The organism is Halomonas sp. AOP43-A1-21, from assembly GCF_052376775.1.
Lineage (GTDB): Bacteria > Pseudomonadota > Gammaproteobacteria > Pseudomonadales > Halomonadaceae > Vreelandella > Vreelandella colorata.
On the sequence record NZ_JBQSWC010000001.1, the window covers coordinates 155,488 to 178,946 of the forward strand.

24 protein-coding genes and 1 other RNA gene are annotated in these 23,459 nt (G+C 54.8%); 6 read left to right on the forward strand and 19 right to left on the reverse strand.

The window, feature by feature from the left end; translation table 11 throughout:
• Window positions 1-13: 13 nt before the first annotated feature.
• The 10 genes from ftsW to rsmI form a co-directional block, all read right to left on the reverse strand.
• Window positions 14-1,195 (reverse strand): putative lipid II flippase FtsW, encoded by a 1,182-nt coding sequence (gene ftsW, locus ACT3R7_RS00720; RefSeq protein WP_192537245.1) that lies wholly within the window; start codon window positions 1,193-1,195, stop codon window positions 14-16.
• The gene (gene murD / locus ACT3R7_RS00725) at window positions 1,192-2,571 is read right to left on the reverse strand and encodes a UDP-N-acetylmuramoyl-L-alanine--D-glutamate ligase (RefSeq protein ID WP_192537231.1); all 1,380 of its coding nucleotides are present in this window, start codon (window positions 2,569-2,571) and stop codon (window positions 1,192-1,194) included. The genes ftsW and murD overlap by 4 nt, the downstream gene beginning before the upstream one ends.
• A gap of 56 nt (window positions 2,572-2,627) precedes the next feature.
• The gene (mraY, locus tag ACT3R7_RS00730) at window positions 2,628-3,710 is read right to left on the reverse strand and encodes a phospho-N-acetylmuramoyl-pentapeptide-transferase (RefSeq protein WP_192537229.1); all 1,083 of its coding nucleotides are present in this window, start codon (window positions 3,708-3,710) and stop codon (window positions 2,628-2,630) included.
• Window positions 3,711-3,719: 9 nt separating this feature from the next.
• The gene (locus ACT3R7_RS00735; protein ID WP_192537227.1) at window positions 3,720-5,078 is read right to left on the reverse strand and encodes a UDP-N-acetylmuramoyl-tripeptide--D-alanyl-D-alanine ligase; all 1,359 of its coding nucleotides are present in this window, start codon (window positions 5,076-5,078) and stop codon (window positions 3,720-3,722) included.
• Window positions 5,075-6,571, reverse strand: coding sequence for a UDP-N-acetylmuramoyl-L-alanyl-D-glutamate--2,6-diaminopimelate ligase (locus ACT3R7_RS00740; protein WP_496198708.1), 1,497 nt, complete (start codon window positions 6,569-6,571; stop codon window positions 5,075-5,077). Before ACT3R7_RS00740 ends, ACT3R7_RS00735 begins: the two co-directional genes overlap by 4 nt.
• Window positions 6,572-6,589: 18 nt before the next feature.
• Window positions 6,590-8,275, reverse strand: coding sequence for a peptidoglycan D,D-transpeptidase FtsI family protein (locus ACT3R7_RS00745; RefSeq protein ID WP_225736069.1), 1,686 nt, complete (start codon window positions 8,273-8,275; stop codon window positions 6,590-6,592).
• 20 nt (window positions 8,276-8,295) lie between these two features.
• On the reverse strand, window positions 8,296-8,631 hold the full coding sequence (ftsL, locus tag ACT3R7_RS00750; protein ID WP_192537222.1) for a cell division protein FtsL: 336 nt from the start codon (window positions 8,629-8,631) through the stop codon (window positions 8,296-8,298).
• Window positions 8,632-8,633: 2 nt separating this feature from the next.
• Complete coding sequence (rsmH, locus tag ACT3R7_RS00755) at window positions 8,634-9,590, reverse strand: 16S rRNA (cytosine(1402)-N(4))-methyltransferase RsmH (protein ID WP_192537220.1); 957 nt, start codon at window positions 9,588-9,590, stop codon at window positions 8,634-8,636.
• Window positions 9,591-9,643: 53 nt separating this feature from the next.
• Window positions 9,644-10,017, reverse strand: an RNA gene (gene rnpB, locus ACT3R7_RS00760) — RNase P RNA component class A.
• 32 nt (window positions 10,018-10,049) lie between these two features.
• Window positions 10,050-10,907: a 16S rRNA (cytidine(1402)-2'-O)-methyltransferase gene (rsmI, locus tag ACT3R7_RS00765; protein WP_192537218.1), complete on the reverse strand. Its 858-nt coding sequence runs from the start codon at window positions 10,905-10,907 to the stop codon at window positions 10,050-10,052.
• 110 nt (window positions 10,908-11,017) lie between these two features.
• Between rsmI and ACT3R7_RS00770 the strand changes: the two genes are divergently transcribed.
• The 4 genes from ACT3R7_RS00770 to ACT3R7_RS00785 are packed head-to-tail and all read left to right on the forward strand — an operon-like array spanning window position 11,018 to window position 14,125.
• Window positions 11,018-12,523: a penicillin-binding protein activator gene (locus ACT3R7_RS00770; protein WP_192537216.1), complete on the forward strand. Its 1,506-nt coding sequence runs from the start codon at window positions 11,018-11,020 to the stop codon at window positions 12,521-12,523.
• On the forward strand, window positions 12,516-12,884 hold the full coding sequence (locus ACT3R7_RS00775; RefSeq protein WP_018915764.1) for a YraN family protein: 369 nt from the start codon (window positions 12,516-12,518) through the stop codon (window positions 12,882-12,884). The genes ACT3R7_RS00770 and ACT3R7_RS00775 overlap by 8 nt, the downstream gene beginning before the upstream one ends.
• A 24-nt stretch (window positions 12,885-12,908) precedes the next feature.
• The gene (locus tag ACT3R7_RS00780; protein ID WP_018915763.1) at window positions 12,909-13,502 is read left to right on the forward strand and encodes a phosphoheptose isomerase; all 594 of its coding nucleotides are present in this window, start codon (window positions 12,909-12,911) and stop codon (window positions 13,500-13,502) included.
• Window positions 13,503-13,552: 50 nt separating this feature from the next.
• Entirely contained in the window at window positions 13,553-14,125 is a 573-nt protein-coding gene (locus tag ACT3R7_RS00785; RefSeq protein WP_192537214.1) for a BON domain-containing protein, read from the forward strand.
• 80 nt (window positions 14,126-14,205) lie between these two features.
• Here the strand turns inward: ACT3R7_RS00785 and ACT3R7_RS00790 are convergent, their stop codons facing one another.
• From ACT3R7_RS00790 to zapE, 8 genes are all read right to left on the reverse strand, one after another.
• On the reverse strand, window positions 14,206-14,694 hold the full coding sequence (locus ACT3R7_RS00790; RefSeq protein WP_496198709.1) for a ClpXP protease specificity-enhancing factor: 489 nt from the start codon (window positions 14,692-14,694) through the stop codon (window positions 14,206-14,208).
• A gap of 62 nt (window positions 14,695-14,756) precedes the next feature.
• The gene (sspA, locus tag ACT3R7_RS00795; protein ID WP_192537210.1) at window positions 14,757-15,383 is read right to left on the reverse strand and encodes a stringent starvation protein SspA; all 627 of its coding nucleotides are present in this window, start codon (window positions 15,381-15,383) and stop codon (window positions 14,757-14,759) included.
• Window positions 15,384-15,526: 143 nt separating this feature from the next.
• On the reverse strand, window positions 15,527-16,252 hold the full coding sequence (locus ACT3R7_RS00800) for a cytochrome c1 (RefSeq protein ID WP_192537204.1): 726 nt from the start codon (window positions 16,250-16,252) through the stop codon (window positions 15,527-15,529).
• Window positions 16,252-17,505, reverse strand: coding sequence for a cytochrome b (locus tag ACT3R7_RS00805; protein WP_192537202.1), 1,254 nt, complete (start codon window positions 17,503-17,505; stop codon window positions 16,252-16,254). Before ACT3R7_RS00805 ends, ACT3R7_RS00800 begins: the two co-directional genes overlap by 1 nt.
• Window positions 17,505-18,101 (reverse strand): ubiquinol-cytochrome c reductase iron-sulfur subunit, encoded by a 597-nt coding sequence (gene petA, locus ACT3R7_RS00810; RefSeq protein WP_192537201.1) that lies wholly within the window; start codon window positions 18,099-18,101, stop codon window positions 17,505-17,507. The genes ACT3R7_RS00805 and petA overlap by 1 nt, the downstream gene beginning before the upstream one ends.
• A gap of 226 nt (window positions 18,102-18,327) precedes the next feature.
• Window positions 18,328-18,717: a 30S ribosomal protein S9 gene (rpsI, locus tag ACT3R7_RS00815; RefSeq protein WP_018915756.1), complete on the reverse strand. Its 390-nt coding sequence runs from the start codon at window positions 18,715-18,717 to the stop codon at window positions 18,328-18,330.
• Between the two features lie 13 nt (window positions 18,718-18,730).
• The gene (rplM, locus tag ACT3R7_RS00820) at window positions 18,731-19,159 is read right to left on the reverse strand and encodes a 50S ribosomal protein L13 (protein ID WP_018915755.1); all 429 of its coding nucleotides are present in this window, start codon (window positions 19,157-19,159) and stop codon (window positions 18,731-18,733) included.
• A 217-nt stretch (window positions 19,160-19,376) separates the two neighbouring features.
• Window positions 19,377-20,558, reverse strand: a complete 1,182-nt coding sequence (zapE, locus tag ACT3R7_RS00825; protein ID WP_192537199.1) for a cell division protein ZapE — start codon at window positions 20,556-20,558, stop codon at window positions 19,377-19,379.
• A gap of 202 nt (window positions 20,559-20,760) precedes the next feature.
• Here zapE and ACT3R7_RS00830 point away from each other — a divergent pair, with 202 nt between their 5' ends.
• On the forward strand, window positions 20,761-21,219 hold the full coding sequence (locus ACT3R7_RS00830) for a ZapG family protein (RefSeq protein ID WP_192537197.1): 459 nt from the start codon (window positions 20,761-20,763) through the stop codon (window positions 21,217-21,219).
• A 64-nt stretch (window positions 21,220-21,283) separates the two neighbouring features.
• Here the strand turns inward: ACT3R7_RS00830 and ACT3R7_RS00835 are convergent, their stop codons facing one another.
• A complete protein-coding gene (locus ACT3R7_RS00835; RefSeq protein WP_192537195.1) occupies window positions 21,284-22,045 on the reverse strand; it encodes a Nif3-like dinuclear metal center hexameric protein in 762 nt (253 codons plus the stop codon).
• Window positions 22,046-22,183: 138 nt separating this feature from the next.
• Here ACT3R7_RS00835 and ACT3R7_RS00840 point away from each other — a divergent pair, with 138 nt between their 5' ends.
• Window positions 22,184-23,425, forward strand: coding sequence for a Do family serine endopeptidase (locus tag ACT3R7_RS00840; protein WP_192537190.1), 1,242 nt, complete (start codon window positions 22,184-22,186; stop codon window positions 23,423-23,425).
• The last annotated feature ends 34 nt before the right edge of the window (window positions 23,426-23,459 follow it).

Below are 23,459 nucleotides of genomic sequence, written 5' to 3' on the forward strand. Positions count from 1 at the left end.
CCTTAACAAAGTATTACGATAATCGCGGTTCGCTGCGCGATTTATAAGGGGTTGGCGTACGGCGCGGCCGGTGTCTGGTTTCCGCATCTACGCGCAGCAATAAGCCAATCATCATACCGATGACCAGCAGGCTCGACCCGCCATAACTTACCAGCGGTAGCGTCAGCCCCTTGGTGGGCAACAAACCTGAGCTAACCGCCATATTAATAAATGCCTGAGAGGCAATAACAAAGCCGATACCGTAACTCACATAGGCACCGAAAAGATGACCCGCGAGCTCAGCCTTACGTCCAATCAGCATGGCCCGGCTAACCAGTAACGCAAACAGCAGTATGACTACGATTGCCCCAATCATGCCCAGCTCTTCGGCAATGACCGCAAAGATAAAATCAGTATGGGCTTCGGGTAGATAGTGCAGCTTTTGAACGCTATTGCCTAACCCGGTGCCGGTTACATGACCACGTCCAAAGGCAATCAATGCCTGGGTAAGCTGATACCCGGTCGCGAACTGATCGGCCCAAGGGTCTAAAAAACTGGTCCAGCGAGCTAAGCGATACGGCTCTAATACCACCAACATCACCGCCCCGGCGGCGAGTGCCCCGCCACTACCAATCAGTAAAACAAGCGATGCGCCGCTCATCATCAGCATGCCAATCACACATACTGAGTACACCACCATACCGCCAAAGTCGGGTGCTAAAAACAGCAAACTGGCCGGCACGGCCAATACCGCGATAGGCCGCCATAGCGTAAACGCACGAAGGCGCAAATCGTAGGTGAAGCGCGACATAAACATCGCCATGTAAAAAATAAGGCCAATCTTGCCAAGCTCTGACACCTGGAGGTTAGGCAGCGGCCCGGGCAGCGCTATCCAACGCTTACTGCCGTTAATTTCCTGACCGAACAGCAATACCACCACCAACAGCCCAATACTGATTAAGAAAATAAGTGCCGCATTTTGCCGCCAGGCCTCAAGCGGTACGCTGAGCATAAACAGACAGCCTAACGCTGCCACCACCAAGAAAATGCCGTGCTGGCGGAAGTAGTAAAAACTATTATCTAAAAGGCCTACCGAGGCAGAACTAACCATCACCCAGCCTAAGCCGGCGAGTGCCACAGCGGCGGCAATTAACCATATATCGCAGGGTAAATCACGCGTAGTTAGTACGCGATGCAAGCGCTGTACTCGGCTCATAAGGATACCTCCGCCGCTTTGTTTTCGACCCAGTCACGAAAAGCCTTACCGCGGGCCTCATAGCCGGCAAACTGATCAAAACTCGCGCACGCAGGCGATAAGAGTACGCAGTCACCGGGCCTGGCTAAGGCGAAAGCCTCCTCCATCGCCTGCGTTAAATCCCTCACTTGCCGCACCGGCACCTGCGAGGTTATAGCCTGGGCGATGCGACCACTATCTGCGCCAAACAGTAGCGCCTGACGCGCGCAGCGCGCCAAAGGTGTGGCAAGCGGTGTAAAGTCAGCCCCCTTACCAACGCCACCGGCAAGCCAGATTAGGCGACCTTCAAGCGTAGCGCCAAGCCCCTGGATCGCCGCCAATGTGGCGCCCACGTTGGTACCTTTAGAGTCGTTTACCCAGGTAACGTCGTTAATATGCGCCACCGTTTCACTACGATGCGGCAGTCCGGTAAACGTTTTAAGGGTATCGATCATGGCAGATGCGTTAAGCCCTAACGCCTGGCCCATGGCAAGCGCTGCCAAGGCATTGGCATAGTTATGCTGGCCGGCCATTTTCAATTCGCGAGCGGAAAGCCACTGAGTCTGCCCTTGCATTAGTTTGAGATCAGCCTCCTCCCAAACGAGCCCCCAGTGGTTGTCTAAGGGCGCATTCACTGAAAACCGGATAGTCGCCACGTCTTCCTGGGAAGGCCAGGTCAAAGGGTCATCCTGGTTAACAATGACATGCTGTGCACCGATAAAGATGCGCTGTTTGACCTGGCGGTAGGCCTGCATATCGCCATGCCTGTCCAAATGATCTTCACAAAGATTTAAAAACGCAGCGGCCTTGGCGCCTAACGCTGGCGTGGTTTCCAGCTGAAAGCTGGAAAGCTCTAGAATATACAGCTCGGCATCGGGCTGGTCGGCTAACAGGTCGAGCGCGGGAGTGCCGAGATTCCCCCCCACCGCTACCCGCAAGCCAGCGGCTTTGGCCATTTCACCCAGTAATGTGGTCACCGTGGATTTAGCATTAGAGCCGGTAATTGCGGCAATCGGCACTTGGTTGGCCCGCACAAACAGAGCGGTTTCGCCCACCACCATCGAGTCCCCTGTATGCGGGTTGATACGTTCAGCCAAGCCCTCCAGCCCGGGCGTTGCGGGATCAACACCAGGGCTAAGCACCACTTCATGGGCATCGGTAAAATCCAGCGCGGTTAGCGGGCCACACACCACATCCACACCGGGATGAGCCGCATGAAAAGCCGCAAGGCCCGGCGGCTCACTGCGAGTGTCCGCCACCATGAAGGGCATATTCGTGCGTGCCAAATGCCGACAAATTGCTCGACCTGAAAGCCCTAGGCCAACGACAACGCTCATTCCGTTAGGTACTCGCACCATATCTGGCTCCTTTGCGTTATACGCTTAAGGCTGCAGCGGCCCTATCACCGCATCGATTAACGAACCTTGAGCGTCGCGAGGCCCAGTAGTACCAATACCACGGTAATGATCCAGAAACGCACAATGACACGTGGCTCCGGCCAGCCTTTCAATTCGAAGTGGTGATGTAGCGGCGCCATGCGAAAAATACGCCGTCCGGTCATTTTATAAGACCCCACCTGCAGTATGACCGACAGGGTTTCGACGACAAAAATACCGCCCATAATGAACAGGACGATTTCCTGGCGAACAATTACCGCGACCACGCCAAGCGCTGCACCTAACGCAAGCGCGCCTACATCGCCCATAAATACCTGGGCGGGATAGGTGTTGAACCACAAAAAGCCGAGCCCTGCTCCGGCGATGGTCGCACAGAAAATCGCAAGCTCCCCGGTACCGTTAATAAACGGAATATGCAGGTAGTTGGCGAATACAGCATTACCACTGGCATAAGCAAAGACTGACAAGCCCATCGCCACCAGCACGGTGGGCATGATCGCCAAGCCATCCAAACCATCGGTTAGGTTCACCGCGTTGGAACTACCCACAATCACAAAGTAGGTCAGCACGATATAAAACACGCCCAGCGGCAGCGCGATATCTTTAAACAGCGGCACGAGGAGGCTGGTTTCGGCCGGCGTCGCTGCCGTGAAATAAAGCACAAATGCCGCACCAAGCCCGACCACTGACTGCCAAAAGTACTTCCAGCGAGCGGGCAGACCGCGGGGATTTTTCTCAACCACCTTGCGGTAATCATCAACCCAGCCAATGGCTCCGAATCCCAGCGTTACGGCTAGCACCACCCACACATAATGGTTGGTTAAATCGCCCCAGATGAAAGTACTGATAGCCATCGCCAGCAAAATCATCACGCCACCCATGGTAGGCGTGCCCGCTTTTGAAAGATGGGATTGCGGACCATCATCGCGCACGGCCTGGCCTATCTGGCCTTCAACGAGCCGACGGATTACCCACGGCCCCAACCAAAGGCAGAGCATAAGAGAGGTAAGTGCCGCCAAGATGACGCGCAAAGTGAGATAGTTGAAAACCTGAAAGCCCGTTTGGTACTGAGCTAGAAAATTCGCCAAGTGAAGTAACATGAACGGCGTTTACCTTATTTCATCCGAGCGCAGCGCAGCAATGATTTGCTCCATACCCGCGCTGCGCGACCCTTTCACCAGAAGCGTGGTGGCGGGCGGCAAAGTATTAATGACATGACGCGTTAGCGTCTCGTGGTCGTCAAAATGCTGCCCGTGACCAAAGGCGTCACAGGCCGAACGCGCAGCATCACCCAGCGTCAGCAGCCTGTCGATGCCAAGCTCAGCCGCGTAACGGCCAACCTCGGCATGCAATGTTTCAGCGTCATCGCCAAGTTCACCCATGGCGCCCAGCGCACACCAGCGTGGCGCAGGAAAACGCATCAATGTTTCCATCGCAGCCTTGACCGCTCCGGGGTTGGCATTATACGTATCGTCGAGCAGCGTGGCACCGTGCAATCCGGGTACGATGCTTAGTCGCGCGTTAAGTACCGGCAGATTTTGCAAACCGGCCATAACATCGGCAGGCGTAATACCGACCGCCAATGCAGCCGCCGCTGCTGCCAGCGCATTGCTGACGTTATGCTTACCCAGCAAAGCAAGCTGTACATTACCCAGCGGCTTACCATGCTGAACAAGCGTGAAAGCATACCGCCCCTGGGAGTCACAAGAAAGCGCCGACGCGCATACATCCGCTGAGCTATCAAACCCAAAGCTGATGACGCGCCGGGGAGCCGCACAGGCAGCCCAGAAGGCGTAGTAATGGTCATCGCGATTAAGTACCGCAACGCCCTGATCGCTTAAACCGTTGAGCAGCTCGCTTTTCGCCTGAGCAATATGGCCCATGCCGCCAAACTCACCAATGTGCGCACCCGTAACATTGGTGATAATAGCCACATCAGGCAGCGTTAAACGGCTAGACCAGGCAATTTCGCCCAGATGGTTCGCCCCCAGCTCGACTACGCCCGCTTGATGCTCTTCGGTTAGTCTTAAAAGCGTTAACGGAACGCCAATATCGTTATTGAGGTTGCCTTGGGTCGCCAGCACGTCACCGAGAGGCGCCAGCAAGGCAGCGGTCATTTCCTTGACCGTTGTCTTACCGCTATTACCCGTGACGCCGACCAACGGTATAGACCAGCGGCCACGCCAGGCACCGGCTAAAAGCCCCAATCCAAGGCGAGTATCCGGACATACAAGCTGGGGCAGCGGGCTATCTACCTGCTCTTCAACCAATGCTGCGGCAGCACCCTGCTCGTAGGCCTGTCCGATAAAATCATGACCGTTAAAGCGCGGCCCTTTCAACGCTACGAACAGGCAGCCGGGCACAATTTTTCGGGTATCGGTAGCCACAGCCGTCAGCTCTAACGCGGCTTGATCTTCAGATATTGCTACACCCAGCGCCGTTGCTACCTCAGCAAGCGTCCAGCTCATGGTGCATGGCTCCGTAACGCGAAGGCCCGTAACACTTCATCTTCATCGTTATAGGCATGGCGTACGCCATTGATTTCCTGATAGGCCTCGTGGCCTTTTCCAGCAATAAGCACCACATCGTTGTCACCAGCCTGTTGAATCGTTTGGCTAATGGCATGACGACGATCACCTATTTCGATTGGTACCGCAGCCGAGGAGAGCCCCGCGATAATTTGCTGGCGAATCTGCTCTGCTGGCTCGCCCCGCGGGTTGTCATCGGTGACAACTACCTGGTCTGCGAGCAGCTCCGCCGCTTTGGCCATTTCTGCACGCTTACCCGTATCGCGCTCACCGCCACAGCCAAACACACACCAAAGCTTACCCGCTTGACCTAAGTGCGCGCGCAGGGCTTGCAATGCACTGTGCAGCGCATCCGGCGTATGGGCATAATCAATCACAACACTGGGCGTTGATTTCGCGTGGTACAGCGCCATACGCCCAGGTACTGGATCAAGTGCTGCGGCCGCCTCGAACAACGGGTCAATCGCTTGACCCAGACCGTAAAGCACAGCCATCGCCAACAGGACGTTATCCAGGTTAAAACGGCCCATCAGGCCTAGCGTCAATACGCGTTCGCCTTCCGGCGTGGCAATTAGCGCCTGCTGGCCCGTTTCTTTCAGTTGGACATCCAGCACCCGAAAGGTAACAGCTTCATCCTGGCCGGTGGCTAATACGCGCACGCGCTGATCACAGCCAGCCAGCATCAACCGGGCCAGAGGATCGTCCGCATTCACAACGGCAAGCTCGAGCTCGCTACGCCGAAAAAGCCTGGCTTTAGCTGCCGCATAGGCAGCCATACTGCCGTGGTAATCAAGATGATCGCGGGTCAGATTGGTAAATACGCCAACTTTTACGTCGACAGCGTCCAGGCGGTATTGATCCAACGCGTGCGAGGAGGCCTCAAGCGCCACTCGCTTGATCCCCTGGCGGGAAAGCTCGCCAAGCGTTGCCTGTAATGCCAAAGGACCTGGCGTGGTCAAGCCACTATCAGCCAGCTGGCCAGGGCGGCCAACGCCTAATGTACCGATCACACCAGCAGCAGTACCCAGGGCCTCGCTCAACGCCGCAATATAATGTGTGACGGAGCTTTTCCCATTGGTGCCTGTTACGGCGATCACTTCAAGATCAGTAGGCACATCAAAAAGCTGCCTGCCCAGCTCGCCTAAACGTACGGATAAGTGAGGCAGGTAGAGTACTCGTTCTTCCCAAACAGCATGGGGCTGCTTGGTATGCGCTAACACTAGCGAAGCGCCCTGCTCCAGCGCCACTTCAATATAGTCACGCCCATCGCCCTGACTACCCGGCACGGCAACAAACACATCACCTGCTGCCAGCTTGCGTGAATCGGTAATCAAACGCAGCGACTCAGGCAGTGCGGGTAGTGTCTGAGTAAAGGGCTCATTCGGCCATACGCTACCCAGCGCTTCCCATAAATCATTGGGAGCCAACGTCATGCAATCTCCTTAGTCATGCTACTCTTCGACCTCATGGTCTGGCGGCACGTCAAGTAAGCGCAACGCATTACCCGTCACGCTTGAAAAGACCGGCGCGGCAACCGCACCACCATAAAATTCGCCGGCTTTCGGATGATCGATCATTACCACGGTCACAATACGGGGATCAGAAATAGGCGCAATGCCGGCAAACACGCTGCGATAGGCATCCATGGTGTAACCGCCTTGGCCGGATTTACGCACCGTACCGGTTTTACCACCTACTCGATAGCCTTCCACGCGGGCTCGTCGGCCACCGGTATAAGCGGCAACAGATGTTTCCAGAATACTCAGCAGATCGTTGGCGACTGAAGGATCAATCGCGGGTATTCCCTGGGGTGGCTCAGACAGGCGCAATAAAGAAGGTGGTAAACGCATGCCGCCATTGGCTAATGCCGTGTAAGCACTCGCCAGCTGAACGGCGGTAACCGACAGGCCGTAACCGTAAGACAGCGCTGCCCGCTCACTGCGCGACCAGCGCACGGGCGCTGGCAAGCTGCCGTTTGCCTCACCGGGGAACCCCGTGCCAGGTGCCTGCCCAAGCCCCAGCTGATTGTATTTTTCCCAGATAGCCGTATCGCTTAGCTGCAGCGCCAAGCGCGACATACCGATATTGGATGAGTGCTCCAGAATACCCGCTAACGTCAAGTCACCATAATTACGAAAATCGCGAATGGTAAATTGATCGATACGCATCCAGCCAGGCGAAGTATCCACCACCGCATCACGGTCAACAATACCGCTTTCCAATACAGCGGCCATGGCCAGCGGTTTCATAACGGAACCCGGTTCAAAAACATCGACCAATGCTTGATTACGCAGGCCACGCGGATCAAGCCCGGTGCGATTATTAGGGTTATAGGAGGGCAGGTTAGCCATCGCCAACACTTCACCGGTGCGGGCATCCATGGTAACTAGCACTCCGCCGTCGGCATCGTTTTTGGCAACGGCTGCGCGTAGCTCACGATACGCCATATATTGAATACGCTGGTCGATCGACAGCACCAGATCACCGCCTGGTTGGGCTTCGCGCATAACGCCCAGCTCACGCACCAAACGGCCACGACGATCTTTAATCACGCGGCGCTGGCCTGGGTGCCCGGCCAAAAACGGCTGGTAGGAAAGCTCCAGGCCTTCTTGCCCCACATCGTCAACGTTGGTTACGCCGAGTATCTGCGCCGCCACTTCCCCTGCGGGGTAGTAGCGCTTGTACTCTCGTTGCGGGTAAACACCTGGAGTGCGTAAATCAAGGATGCGCTGCGCCGCCTCTGGCGTCATCTGACGGCGCAGATACATGAATTCGCGGCTTCTGTAGCGCTCAACCCGGGACTCGAAATCGTCTAGTGACATGCCCAGCGCCTGCGCCAGCATAAAGCGTTGGATACCGTCGGAAGGCAGTTCCTGAGGATTCGCCCATAGCGTCACGACTGGCGTTGAAATAGCCAGAGGCTCACCGTTGCGGTCAGTGATCATACCGCGGTGGGCAGGTATCGCCTCATGGCGAAGCGTTCTCGCATCCCCCTGGCTTTGCAGGAAAGGCCGGTCGATAACCTGCAGCAACGTGATCCGCCCAATAAGAACGCACGTCACTAAACCGACCATGATCAATATAAACACAAAACGGCCGCCACTCAGCGGTGGAGCAATAGGCTGCTGACGGGACATACCTCCCCGACGCTCGTTTCTCATGGCCGAATGACCTCAACGTCATGCACGTCAGGAATACGCATATCCAGGCGTTCCGTGGCAATTTGCTCAATCCGGGCAGGCGTCGACCACGCACCCTCTTCCAATAAAAGTTGCCCCCACTCGGTTTGCAGCTGGTTTTTTTCCTGCTGAAGATGCTGCAGTTGGGCAAACTGAACGCGCGTCATATGGGTGACGGCAACCGTTGCCAACCCACTGATGATGCAAAGAAAAAACAGCAGACAAATAATAATGGGCCACGTACGAAGACGTAACTTGAAAGGCCATTCGGTGCGTAGCGTTGAGGCCCAACGCTCAATCCGATCCATGCTCATGCTTATACTCGTTTTCGGGCAGCCCGCATAACGGCGCTCCGCGCACGTGGATTACCAGCTACCTCATCATCACTCGGGCGTACGCCTCGACTTAACGCTTCAAGGCGACGGTTTAGTTGGTCATCACGGATAGGTACACCGCGCGGCAGGTGGGTATCGCCACGTACGTGATGACGGATAAAGCGTTTTACGCGACGGTCTTCCAGCGAGTGAAAACTGATAATCACCAAATGACCACCCGGCGCCAGCGCTTCAAGCGCTGCGTCTAAGGCAGCATCTAGCTGATCAAGTTCGCCATTTAAATAAATTCGTAACCCTTGAAATGCTTTTGTCGCCGGATGCTTGCCCTTTTCCCAGGCGGGATGGGCTTTTTTCAACACCTCAGCCAAATCGACCGTATGGGTAAACGGCGCTTCAACACGCCGCTCGACCACAGCACGAGCCAACCGTTTGGCGTAGCGCTCTTCACCATACGTTTTAAATACCTGGGCGATATCGGCCTCCTTCGCGCGCGCGAGAAACTCAGCAGCGCTTTCTCCCTGAGTGGGGTCCATGCGCATATCCAATGGACCATTGCGCATAAAGCTGAACCCTCGCTCAGGATCATCCAGCTGTGGAGAAGAAACGCCGACGTCCAGCAATACACCGGACAGTTTTCCGTATACGCCCTGCTCACGGGCATAGTCTGCCAAGTGGGCAAATTCACGCTGGGTAATTTGAAAGCGAGCATCATTAACTTCAGCGGCAGCCGCAATGGCTTGAGGATCGCGATCCATCGCCATGAGGCGGCCCTGTTCACCCAGGCGCGACAAGATCAGCCGCGAATGGCCTCCTCGGCCAAACGTGCCATCCAGATAAACGCCATCGGGATTATGTATAAGGGTATCGACAGCCCCTTCCAGTAATACGCTGGTATGGCGAAACGGGGAAACGACCTGGTCAGCGTCAGGAGAAGGCATGTTACTCTCACACAATATTTAGAGGGCACGCTAGTGCGAGCCCCTTTATGGAAATGGGGAGTCGGCCGATAAGCCGGGTTCTGTCGTGGACAGTCATTCCTCTAGGCGTTTTGTCACCAAAGCGCTCAAGCAACCTACCCGGACCCAGCGCGGGCCGCGCCATTGGGTCCCTATTTGGTCTTGCTCCGAGTGGGGTTTACCATGCCACGCACTGTTGCCAGGCGCGCGGTGCGCTCTTACCGCACCCTTTCACCCTTACCGGCCCCTTGAGGTTTATTTCAAAGGGCTTAGGCGGTCTACTCTCTGCTGCACTTTCCGTCGGCTTACGCCGCCCAGGCGTTACCTGGCACTCTGCCCTATGGAGCCCGGACTTTCCTCCCCCAGCCCATCCAAAAGATGGGTTAGCGGCGACTGTCTGGCCAACTCCGGCGGCAAGCATACCAGCGCCCTCGCTTCGCCTCAATGCTCGGTTTTAATTGCCTGCAATCTTGCATACCATTCCTGCTTGCGCCCACCCAGCATTCGAGCCACTATCGCCGCCCCCTGCTTGACCCCCACTCCCTCATCCAGCAGTACCTTCATCAGCTGATCGGCGCTAATATCCTGATGCTCACTCTGTGTAACCGGTGGCGCGCCCGCCAGCATGACGACAAACTCACCCCTTGCCTGATTAGGATCGTCAGCCAACTGGGCCAGCAGTTCTTCAGGCGTGCCTTGCAAAAATGTCTCAAACGTTTTGGTCAACTCTCTGGCAAGCACTACACTGCGCTCGGGCATCTGCTCGTGCAGCGCTTCAAGGGTATGCACAATACGGTGCGGCGACTCGTAAAACACCAGGGTCTCTTCCCGGGCTTGCCACTCTTCCAGCGCCTGACGGCGCGCCCCCGGCTTGGCGGGTAAAAAGCCGCCAAAGGTGAAGCGATCTGTAGGCAAGCCGGCGCCAGATAACGCCGTTACCAACGCACACGGGCCAGGTAATGCCACCACATGCCGACCGCGGAGGCGCAGCTCTCTCACCAGAACGAAGCCCGGGTCGCAGATAAGCGGCGTTCCCGCATCACTTATCAAGGCAATATTTTCACCCGCCTGCAGGTAGGCATCCAGCGTATCCACCCGGCGCGCCTCGTTATGTTCATGCAGCGACAACATGGGCGTATTAACCCCTAAATGGGCCAATAAGCGTGCACTATGGCGCGTATCCTCTGCCGCGATGCGCGATACTTCCGCTAATACCCGAGCTGCACGCGGCGATAGATCGTCCAAATTCCCAATTGGGGTGGCAACCACGTACAATGTGCCCGGATTGTGGTGTGTCATCGTGACTCCAGATTTGTTAATGGCTTGCTCTGACGGTGCGCTATGCTTGTGCAATGCCAACGAAATGCCAACAAGCGGCGACAGCGCAAATGAAAACTAAGGAAGGATACATGAAACAGTCTCTGCGTGGCGTACTCGCCACTGCCCTCATAGCACTTCTCATGACCGGCTGTGCGATGCAGTCACCTAGCGTGGTTGACCGCGCGGATGATCAGGAAGCGAGCCGCTTGCTAAGTCAGGCGGAACAGCAAGCCCCGGATCAAGCCGCCAAGACGCGTCTGGAAGCGGCCACTATTTTGGCGCAACAAGGCCAGCGGGAAGATGCCTTTGCAGCCGCCGATGCCATCGATGAAGCCAGGCTGTCAGAAACGGATCGCGTTCGCTGGGCGCTGCTTTTCTCAGAACTCGCTCGCGCAATGGATGACCCGCGCGCCGTATTACGCGCAACCCAGGTGCTCAACGATGACCTGCCAATGCAGGATGACCAGCAGGAAACCCTGATCGACCGCCAGAGCTGGGCACGTAATGCCTTAAATCAGCTTGACCCTGACAACCTAGCGCTGCCCGGCCTTGAAGGCCAGGATATCCGCCGCATCGTGGTTGCCCTGCCTGAGTCCGGCCCGCTTAGCAGCGTTGCAAACACATTAGCTACCGCAATGCGCCGCCATAATGAGATCAAGGGAGACAACGTACAGCTGAGCTTCCTAGACGCCTCTCAATACTCCATGGATGAGCTTTATAGCCGTGCTGAACAGATGAATGCCCAACTGGTCATCGGCCCGCTTGAAAAAGAACAGGTTAGCCAGCTGGAACAGCGTAATAGCGTGCCGCTGCCTACCCTCGCGCTTAACTATGGTAGTGGTGAGCAAAACCGTGCTGCGCGCCTGTTCCAGTACGGGCTTTCCGCTGAGGACGAAGCCCGTCAAGCTGCCCGTCGCGCCTATCAAGACGGCCGCCGCAGCATGTCGGTGATGGTGCCTGACAACGACTGGGGACGCCGCGTGGGCGAGGCTTTCTGGAATGAATTCCACCGCGAAGGAGGCGAGGTTACCAACGCCGTTCGCTATAACCCCGAAAGTCCGGTCGCCAATGCCGTAAAAACGGCCCTGAATGTGAGTGGCGAGCGCGCCCAGCTTGGCAGCATCGACGCTCTTTTCCTGCTCGCGCTGCCCGACTACGCACGCCAGGTACCGCCCACACTGGATTACTACTACGCGCCCAACCTACCTATCTATGCAACCTCACACCTGCATGAAGGCCGTTTGCAAACGCGCCGCGACCAGGATCTAAACGATGTTATGTTCGTGGATATCCCTTGGCAAATTCCTGATGCTGCGGTGGGTGGCGAAGAAATACTGCCCTTTTACCCCACCTATCAACGCTTGAGCGAAGAAGCCGATGCGTCCATGTTCCGCCTGATGGCCATGGGCGTGGATGCTTATGAAATCGCGACTCACCTATCGGATATCGCCTCGCTTGACGGCATGCGCGGCAGCACTGGTACGCTCTACCTAACCGGCGACGGTCGTATATACCGCGAACTGCCGTGGGCCAAGTTCCAAAATGGCACGCCTTCTCCCATCTTGATCCCGAGTCAAACCAGCGGTAATGAATAACGCCCAAACGGCGCGCAAGCGCGGTGCAGCCATTGAGCAGTTAGCCGCTCAATGGCTGCAGCAGAAGGGCTTGACGCTTGTGGCTCAAAACCACCATGTCAAAGGTGGCGAGCTGGATATCGTGATGCGTGACGGCAGCACGTTGGTGTTTGTAGAGGTCAAACATAGGGTAACCACCCGCTACGGCCACCCGTTGGAAACCATAACGGCTACAAAACGGCAGCGCCTGATACGTGCGGCCCAGCTATATATTGGCAAATACGGCCTTACATCTCCCTGCCGCTTTGATATTCTTGCTATTACTGGCGCGCCGCCCAACCTTGAGTTCCACTGGGAAAAAGCGGCTTTTGATGCCTACTGATTCTATTTTAACTAGGAAGCCCTAATGGACTTTCAATCGCGTATTCTTGACCACTTTAACGCCAGCATTGATACGAAAACCTATGCTAGCGAAGTACTGCCACCGTTTATCGAAGTTGCCAGCCAAATGATGGTGCAGTGCTTAGTGAGTGAAGGAAAGATTCTTGCCTGTGGCAATGGCGGTAGCGCCGGTGACAGTCAGCACTTTTCGTCGGAGCTGCTTAATCGATTTGAGCGTGAACGCCCCAGCCTGCCGGCCCTGGCATTAACCACCGACACTTCAACGCTAACCTCTATCGCTAACGACTATAGCTATAACGAGGTGTTCTCCAAGCAGATCCGCGCATTGGGCCAGCCCGGCGATATTCTGCTTGCGATCTCAACAAGCGGCAATTCCGCGAACATCGTGCAAGCGATCCAGGCCGCTCATGATCGGGAAATGACCGTGGTGGCTCTGACCGGGCGCGATGGTGGTAATATGGCCTCTCTACTTGGTCAGGATGATTGCGAGATTCGCGTTCCCGCGACATCAACGGCAAGAATTCAAGAGGTTCATTTACTGGTCATTCACTGCTTGTGCGATCTTATTGATGAGCAGCTGTTCGGCAGCGCGGCATAACTCGTCGCCTCACCTCTTATTACTTTCATTAAGATAAGGAGTCATTCACCATGGCCATACGTTTTTCTACTCGCCAGCTGCTGGTCGCGACCCTGTTATCTGCTGCACTTATTAGCGGCTGTGCGACCAATACTGCGTCAAACCCGTCCAACTACGGCCAACGCAGTGATGACGTGCAAGCAGTGGACGCCACCATTGAGCGTGAGGCTGAACGTGCGCTGGATCGCGCCGATGCACGCCTGGGCGATGCCCGCATTCGCGCGCACAGTTACAACGGCTCGCTGTTATTAGTGGGCCAGGTGCCCAGCGAAGAGCTTCGCACGAAAGCCGGCGATGTTGCACGCAACTTGCGCGGCGTTAATCAAGTGCATAACGAACTCACCATCGCCGCTCGCCTTCCGGCCAGCCAACGCCTGACAGATACCTGGTTAACCACCAACGTGGTGAGCACACTGGCGACCAACGATCGCATCGATTCATCCAAGCTCAAGGTGACGACTGAAAATGCCAGCGTCTACCTGATGGGCATGGTGACTCACGAAGAAGCCGACCGGATAGTCAACGCCGCGTCATCGGTCGGCGGAATTCAGCGAATCGTCAAGGTATTTGAATATATCGACTAAACGCTCAGCGCTAGTCAAAAAAAACCTCGCACATTGTCTGTGCGAGGTTTTTTTATGACCAGGTCAATCACGATGCTTAGTTATTTAACCACCCGAAGCGTCGGTTTTTTCTTGGGCTTTGAAGGCGCCGATGATGATTCAGAAACATCATCAAGCTCGCTTTCAGGCACCGGATCCGTCACAGATAGCTCAGGCTTGGAAGGCGCATCGGGTACTTCATTAAATAAAGCCTCCTCATCATCCGTCGTTTCACCCAATTCCGGCTCATGACCAAAGACCATGCCCACACCGTTCTCACGCGCATAGATAGCGATAAGCGCCGGAATCGGCACCATCACCTGCATTGGCTGGCCACCAAAGCGGGCATTGAAACTGATGGCTTGATTTTCCATAAACAGATCGCGCACAGCCGTCGGCGCTACGTTCAAGACAATCTGACCATTTTGCACAAACTGACGCGGCACCTCGACCCCGGCTTGCGTCGCATCAACGACCAAATAGGGCGTCAACTCATTATCCAACAGCCACTCATAGAGCGCTCGGGCGAGATAGGGGCGACTCGACTTCATAAGACTCCCTCCTCCTAACAAGTAAGACCCCGGCCTTTCTCAGGCGACGGGGCCATGTAAATTCAAGCACGCATCTCTTTTTCATGCTCATTCAAGGATGCTTTGAACGCTTCCCGCTCAAATACTCGCGACATGTAACTTAACAGTGGTTTTACCTGTTTTTCAGGCAATTCGATATTCAAGTCGGGAAGGCGCCACAAGATCGGTGCAAGGCAACAATCTACTAACGTGAATTCTTCGCTCATAAAGAAGGGCATATCTTCAAAAATAGGCGAAATACCAATCAGGCTTTCACGTAGCTCTTTACGCGCTTTTTCAGCTTCTTTTTTCCCGCCACTGCGAATCTGGTCGACCATGGGGCACCATTCACGCTCAATACGGTGCATCCACAAACGGCTTTGCGCACGGGCAACAGGATAAACAGGGAGTAAAGGAGGATGCGGAAAACGCTCATCCAGATACTCCATCATGACCTTAGACTCATAAAGCACTAAATCACGATCTAAAAGCGTAGGTACGCTATTATACGGGTTGAGGTCTGCTAAATCTTCAGGTGGTTGTTCCACGTTAACATCAACGATATCAACAGCCACCCCCTTCTCAGCCAGCACAATGCGCACGCGATGACTGAAATGATCATCACTACCTGAGTAAAAAATCATCGACGACCGCTTGGCCACAACACCCATGAAAGCATCCTCGCATCAAAACAATTATGGATAATAACACGCCAAAGCCACCTTATGGTAAGGCAGCCCGTTTTGGGTTACTGCTTGACATCAAAACAACATAAGCATGGCTTATGCTGCCAACTTATTTACGTCCAACCACGTCAATACACATCTTTCCAGTACTCACGCTTAAGAAAGTAGACAATGACGCTAAAAATAAATAAAAAAATCATAATCTTAGGCGCCACAGCTTGAGCTTTCAGTCGATAAGGTTCACTAACATAGGCTAAGAAATTAGTAATATCGTATACCGCACTTTCAAACTCATCGGGCGCCATCACCCCAGGTGTTATCACTTTCAAGCGATCGCATCCTTGCTGCTCAGCTTTAGAGCAATCCAGCACCTGTACCCCCTGAAGCGGCTCAAGCACATTGGGCATGGCCACTGAGTCAAACAGCGTATTATTGACGCCATTCGGACGACTAGAGTCTTGATAAAACCCCAGCAGATAAGCATTCACCCAGTCAGCCCCCCGCAGACGTACCGTCAGCGACAAATCCGGCGGTGCAACGCCCCACCACTGCGCTGCTTCTTCCGCCCTCAAGGCATTATGCATAGGGTCATTAAAGTCGGCCGCCGATGAAAACATGACGGCCTCCTCCATCAGCGCCTGAGGAATATCCAGATCATTGGCTGTGCGTGAAAATCGCTGATAGCTCAGCGTATGGCAACCCAAGCAATAATTGACGTAAAGCTTTAGGCCATTCTGTAGTGACGCCTGATCCTGCAAGTCAGGCGCCCCCGAGCGTAATTCGCGCTCGCCCTGCCCGCCTACTGCTATTATGGGCATTAGCAAAAAGTATACTGCTATCCATAGATGCTTCATCAGCCGGTCACCCTTTCGGGCACAGGTTTGGTTTTTTCCAAACGGGTATAAATAGGCATGAACAGAAAATAGGCAAAGTAAGTCGCGGTAAACAGTTGCGCCAAGTGCGTTCGCACAGGCGTGGATGGCAACATACCCAGCACACCCAAAGCGACAAAACTTACCCCAAACAGCCCCAACATTAGCTTTGATAGCCAGCCCTTGTAGCGCATGGAACGAACTGGGCTACGATCCAACCACGGCACAACAAAAAGTACTGCAATGGCGCCGCCCATGAAAACGACGCCCAGAAACCTGGCGTCCAAACCAAATATTGAAAAGTTGATCGCACGCAAAATGGCGTAAAAGGGCGTGAAGTACCAAACCGGCGCAATATGATCAGGCGTTTGCAGCGGATTGGCCGGCTCAAAGTTTGGCTGCTCAATAAAATAACCGCCGCCTTCTGGAAAATAAAAAATAACCCCACAAAAAACGCACAAGAAGATCGCCACGCCAAGTAAATCCTTGACGGTATAATACGGATGAAATGGGATACCATCCAGCGGTTTACCCGCATCGTCGATGCGCATTCGAATATCAATACCGTCGGGGTTATTCGACCCTACTTCATGCAGCGCCACAATATGCAGCACTACCAGGCCCAGAATAACCAGCGGCAAGGCGACGACATGTAACGCAAAAAAACGATTCAAGGTAACACCCGATACCAGGTAATCGCCACGCACCCACTGAGCAAGCCCCTCTCCGATACCTGGAATCGCCGAGAATAGCGATGTAATTACCTGCGCCCCCCAGTAGGACATCTGCCCCCAAGGCAGCAGATAGCCCATAAACGCCTCAGCCATCAGCACCAGATACAAGGCCATTCCAAACACCCACACAAGCTCGCGCGGCGCCTTGTATGAGCCGTACAGAAGCCCACGAAACATATGCAGATAGACAACGATAAACAGCGCTGAGGCGCCGGTGGTATGCATATGACGGATCAGCCATCCCCACTCCACGTCACGCATAATGTACTCAATGGACGCGAAGGCCCCTTCGGCAGTCGGACTATAGCTCATGGTTAGCCAGATGCCGGTTAACAGCTGATTAACCAACACCAACAGAGCAAGCGAGCCAAACACATACCAGACATTAAGGTTTTTAGGAACGTAGTAACTGGCGAGATGGTCGCGCCATAGCCTGCTTGCCGGAAAGCGCGTGTCCAGCCATTTCATAAAACCACCGCCTGTCTTGTCCTGCGACGCCATCAACCCGCCTCCTGATCCTCACCCACTACGATAATATGCTCGCTTAGATAATGATAAGGCGGCACCTCCAGATTGATTGGCGCGGGCATGCTTGCATACACACGCCCGGCCAAATCAAACCGCGAGCTATGGCAAGGACAGAAGAACCCTCCAGGCCAGTGATCATCACCCGCCTGAGCATCAGGCTCGGGGCGATACAGCGGCGAGCAGCCAAAATGCGTACACAGGCCAACCAGCACGCCGACCTCAGGCCTGAGCGAACGGAGCTCCCCTTGCACGTAAGCAGGCTGCTGCGGCTGGCGTGAATCAGGATCTGCCAGATAATCCGCCGGCAGCGCCTGCGTACGCGCGATCATTTCAGACGTACGGCGAATGATCCATATCGGCCGCCCCCGCCACTCAACGGTCATACGCTGCCCTGGGCGCAGCTTGGATATATCAGCCTGAACCGGCGCACCCGCCGCACGCGCTCGCGCGCTCGGCTTCCACGAAGCCACAAATGGAACGGCCACGCCGATAACACCCACCGCCCCCATAACGGAAGTAGCCCCGACAAGGAAACGTCGTCGACCTTTATTAACGCCGTGGTCTGCCATACGGGACTTCTCCCATTCAAATCTTCATGTGGCTATAAACATGTGACTATAAATTAACGCTTAACAATAAGCGTGCAGAGTGTTGGATGCGACACACAGAAAGGTTGCCACTCACTGCTTTAAAGACAGCAAAATAGCATAACGCCCAAGCCATAGGGATTTTGATTTTACAATAAAAAACGCCCAGGCCGGTGGCCTGGGCGTTTTGCCGCACAGCGTTGGAAAATTAACGCTTGGAGAACTGCGGACGACGACGTGCTTTGCGCAGGCCGACTTTCTTACGCTCAACTTGACGAGCATCACGCGTAACGTAGCCAGCGGCACGTAGCGCAGGACGCAGGTCTTCGTTGTAGTTCATCAGGGCGCGAGTAATACCGTGACGAATAGCACCTGCTTGAGAGGAGCCACCACCGCCAGCGACAGTGATGAACAGGTCAAACTGGTTCAGCGTCTCAGTCAACTCAAGCGGCTGACGAACCACCATACGACCAGTCACACGACCGAAATACAGGTCGAGGTCTTTATCGTTAACGGTGATTTTGCCAGAGCCCGGCTTCATAAACACGCGAGCGGTGGAAGTCTTGCGGCGCCCGGTACCGTAATACTGCTGTGTCATGGCGAAGATTTCCTCAGATGTTCAGTTCAAGCGGCTGTTGAGCAGCATGCGGATGCTCGGCACCGGCGTACACTTTTAACTTGGTATACATGGCACGACCCAGCGGACCTTTCGGCAGCATACCTTTAACGGCGAACTCAATGATGCGCTCGGGCGCATGATCAAGCATTTTGTCAAACGTCATGGAACGCAGACCGCCCGGGTAACCGGTATGGCGGTAATAGGTCTTAGCCTTCGCCTTGTTGCCAGTTACATGGACTTTCTCGGCGTTAATCACAACGATGTAGTCGCCAGTATCAACGTGAGGGGTAAATTCGGGCTTATGCTTGCCACGCAGGCGGCGAGCAATCTCGGTTGCCAGACGACCGAGCGTTTTGTCCGTGGCGTCGACTACATACCAGTCGCGCTGGACGGACTGCGGCTTAGCACTGAACGTCTTCATGGATGAAATCACCAGATTAAGTGTGTTGGGTGACTACCACCGCCAAGCGGTGAAGCACCATCCCTATTTTTTTTGGTTGCCAGGAAATTACCTTAGCAACATGCAGCGAGGCGGCATTCTACAGTAAGACACTCGACAAGTTAAGGCCTATCGATGTTTTTTCTCTACCCTGCCGCTTCGGCAAAACAGCCATAGCGTTCTATCAAGGCTTATGGGATCAAGGCTTATGGGGCAACGCCAGATATTCGCGCGACTGCATCTCCTGAAGCCGCGACAGCGTGCGTTGAAACTCAAAGGTTAGCTTACCGCCACTATAAAGCGACTCAATAGGTACTTCTGCGGACATTAAAAGCTTTACGCCACGGTCATAAAATTCGTCGACCATGTTGATAAACCGACGCGCCTGATCATCATGCTTTGCATCCATTGGCGTGACGTTGGACACCAGCACGGCATTAAAACCTCGCGCAAGCTCGATATAGTCGTTCTGGCTACGCGGCCCGTCGCACAGTTCCAAAAACTCGAACCACGCGACATTTTCCTGAAGCCTACGGGTTTTAAGCACCCGGTGATTAATTTCCAGCGGGGCATCTGCCTCACCTTCCTGCCCGGCGATCTCCCGAAAACTGCGCGCAAGCTCCAGCTCTGCCGCCTTATCCAGCGGCGAGTGAAAAATTTCAGCGCGTTCAAGCGCACGCAGCCGGTAGTCCACGCCGGAATCAACGTTAACGACATCGCAGTGGCGCTTGACCAAGTCGATAGCAGGCAGGAAGCGCGCCCGCTGCAGACCATCCTTATAAAGGTCATCGGGTACGATATTGGACGTAGCGACCAGCACAACCCCACGTTCAAACAACGCTTCCATTAAATTCGCCAGAATCATGGCATCGGTAATGTCTTTGACAAAAAACTCATCAAAGCAGATCACTCGCGCTTCCGAGGCGAACTTACCGGCAATTAAGGTAAGCGGATTTTTTTCGCCTTTATAGTGGGTCAGCTCATTGTGAACCCGCTGCATAAACCGATGGAAGTGGGTGCGCATCTTTTCGGGAAAAGGTAGCGCCTCATAAAAGGTATCCACTAGATACGTTTTGCCGCGCCCCACGCCACCCCAGAAATACAGGCCACGCACCTGAGGCAAGGCTGGCTCGCCTGAAGACGCTGATTTACCAAACAGGCCCGCCATCTTGGCCTTGAGTCCTCTGTTGGCGATCACCGTTTTAGGCACGGTAGTCGGCGCGGCGATCAAATCGTCATAAAGCCGCTGCAGATGTTTGACTGCCGACTCCTGAGCCGCATCATACTGAAAGTCTTCGCGCGTTAAATCAGCGCGATAGCGCTCGATCGGCGTTGGTCGAGATGACGGACTCACCTTTTTATCTGCAGAAGTAGATGGCATTTAATCGCCTCCAAAACGTATTACGACGGTGTTGACGATGCGACCGACCGCCCTTCAAAAAGGGGTGATTATACGCGGCGAACACTCTAAGCGCATGGTTGGATTGACCTAACCAACCAATCGACGCTTATAATGAAGATTGTTCGTTCGCAAACCGCTCACCTTACATTGGCGGAGCGCATCAAGCGTCAGGGAGAAAACTGTGGAAGCAAGCTCGCCTTATACCTTTGCCATTGTTGGCATCATTATCGGCTTCATCATCGGTTTAGGATGCTACCGTTTGTTCAGTAAAGGAGAGCGTAACAATGCCTCCTTGCGCCAAACACTGCTGGAACGAGAACATCAAATTGCCGAGCTCAAGAAAGGGATGGGCGGCCATCTCACCGGCGTTTTTCAACGCCTGGACAGCATTCGGTCCGAGGCCGACCAGCTTGAACACCAGATCAGAGAGGATGCCGAGGAGTGGCACCTAGGCAGCAGCACCCCGCCTGAGCTCAAAGAGCGCCAGCCGATACACCAACCAACTGCCAGCCAGGCTTCAGATAGCCCGCTAACGACGCCTCGCGACTATGCCGATGGCAAAAACGGCACGCTATCAGAGAATTTCGGCCTAAAAGATAGCGCCACGAACACGAACGCCCCTCAACCACCCCGCTATTAAGCCAGCGCTGCTTATTAAGCGAAGGGCGGGCAGCGATGAAGGCTGCCCGCCCCCTGTCGCATGGTCAGGCGGGGTTATCTATATCGACAAAGCGGTGCTCAATCCCGTGCTCAGCAGCCAACCACTCCCCCAGCGCCTGAACGCCGTAACGCTCGGTGGCATGATGCCCCGCGGCAATATAGTGAATGCCCAACTCGCGCGCCAGATGAGTCGTCCGCTCGGAAATCTCCCCTGATATAAAGGCCTGGGCACCGGCGTCATAAGCAGCCGTAATCATGTCCTGCGCCCCGCCTGTACACCACGCAATTCGCTCAATATCGTTGTCATTATCCGCCTCAATCACCAGCGGAGAACGATGCAACGTACCAGCTATCTGAACCGCCAGGGTGTGAATACGCTGTGCCTGAGGCAAGCGCCCCGACCAGAGAAATCCCTCGCCCAACTCACCGTCCAGACAGCCCTCCACTTTCCAGCCTAAACGTCTGGCAAGCTCTGCGTTGTTACCCATTTCACTGTGTGCATCAAGCGGCAAGTGATAGGCAAGCAAGTTAATCTCATGATCCATCAGTGTTTTGATGCGCTTATATTTCATGCCGGTAATCGCGACCGGTTCATTTTTCCAAAAATAGCCATGGTGAACCAAGACCATATCGGCCTGCCAAGCGACAGCTTCATCCAATAGCGCCTGGCAAGCAGTGACGCCCGTCATCACGCGACTCACCTGCTCGCGTCCGGCCACCTGCAAACCATTGATGGTAAAATCCTTAAATGTCGAAGCCCGCAACTGATGGTCGCAAGCGGCTACTATCTGATCGCGATGGGTCACAAAGACTCCTTTAATGATTCTCTGACTACCGTGAGGAACTAAGCTAGAAAGTGTTACCATCATGCCATAGTAAAACTCGCTTCGTGTTATCGCGAACCTCACATTTGATAAGACCACTACCCGCTGAGGAATTTTTGCATGCACCGCTTTGTGCTGCCTTATGTATGGCCTATTTTGACCGGGGTACTGCTCGCTGCCCTGCTTTTATTTGCATTTCCAGAGCACATACCCAATCCATTTAATAATGCGCCCGCACCTGCGCAGACACCCGCCTCGCCGCTAGTCACCGCAAGCGAGCAGGCAAGCAGCCGTCCGGCGCCCGAAGTTCGCCAGGCAGCGCCCCTTTCCCGCGACCAGGGCCCGGCCAGCTATTCACACGCGGTCAATCAGGCCGCCCCTGCGGTGGTTAACGTTTACTCGTCGCGCATTGTCGAGCGTGACCAGCACCCCTTGATGTCGGATCCTTTCTTCCAGCAATTTTTTAATGGCGATGACGCTACGACGCACCAGCGTATGCTCTCAAGCCTCGGGTCAGGGGTTATCATCAGCCACGATGGCTATGTATTGACCAACCATCACGTCATTAATGGCGCAGACGAGATCCAGGTCGCGCTACGCGATGGCCGCGAAACCCTTGCCGAAGTCATCGGCACCGACCCAGAAAGCGATTTGGCCGTTCTGCGTATCAATCTTGAAGACCTACCGGTTATTGAAATGGCTGACTCAGAAGATGTCGCCGTGGGTGATGTGGCACTGGCGATCGGTAATCCCTTTGGCGTTGGCCAAACCGTAACCATGGGCATTATTAGCGCCACGGGGCGAAGCCATTTAGGACTAAATGCCTACGAAGACTTTATTCAGACCGATGCGGCGATCAATCCCGGTAATTCCGGCGGCGCACTGGTCAACCCCGACGGGGCACTGGTGGGTATCAATACTGCGATATTTTCCCGCTCGGGCGGCTCTCAAGGTATCGGCTTTGCGATCCCCGCCAACCTTGCACACAGCATTTTAGATGAACTGGTAACTCAAGGTCGGGTTATTCGTGGCTGGCTGGGCATCGAAGCGCAGGCGCTATCCCGGGAACTGGCCGCCTCGTTTGGATTACGCACCCCTCAAGGGGTTATTGTGGCAGGCGTCGTCAGTGGCGGCCCGGCAGATAAAGCAGGCCTTCAGCCCGGCGATATTTTGCTGTCGGTTGACGGAAAAACCGTTCTGGATGCCCGCGCCACCATGAGCAACATTGCCTCCATCGAACCCGGTACATCGTTACCGCTCACCATAGTACGTAGCGGCGAGCGGATAGACGTAACGCTTGAAGTGGGCGAACGCCCGATTATCAATGATGCGCCGGCAGGCGAGCGACCCAGTGACTCCTGAGGCTCGCCTGACGCAAATACCTCAGCTATGGATA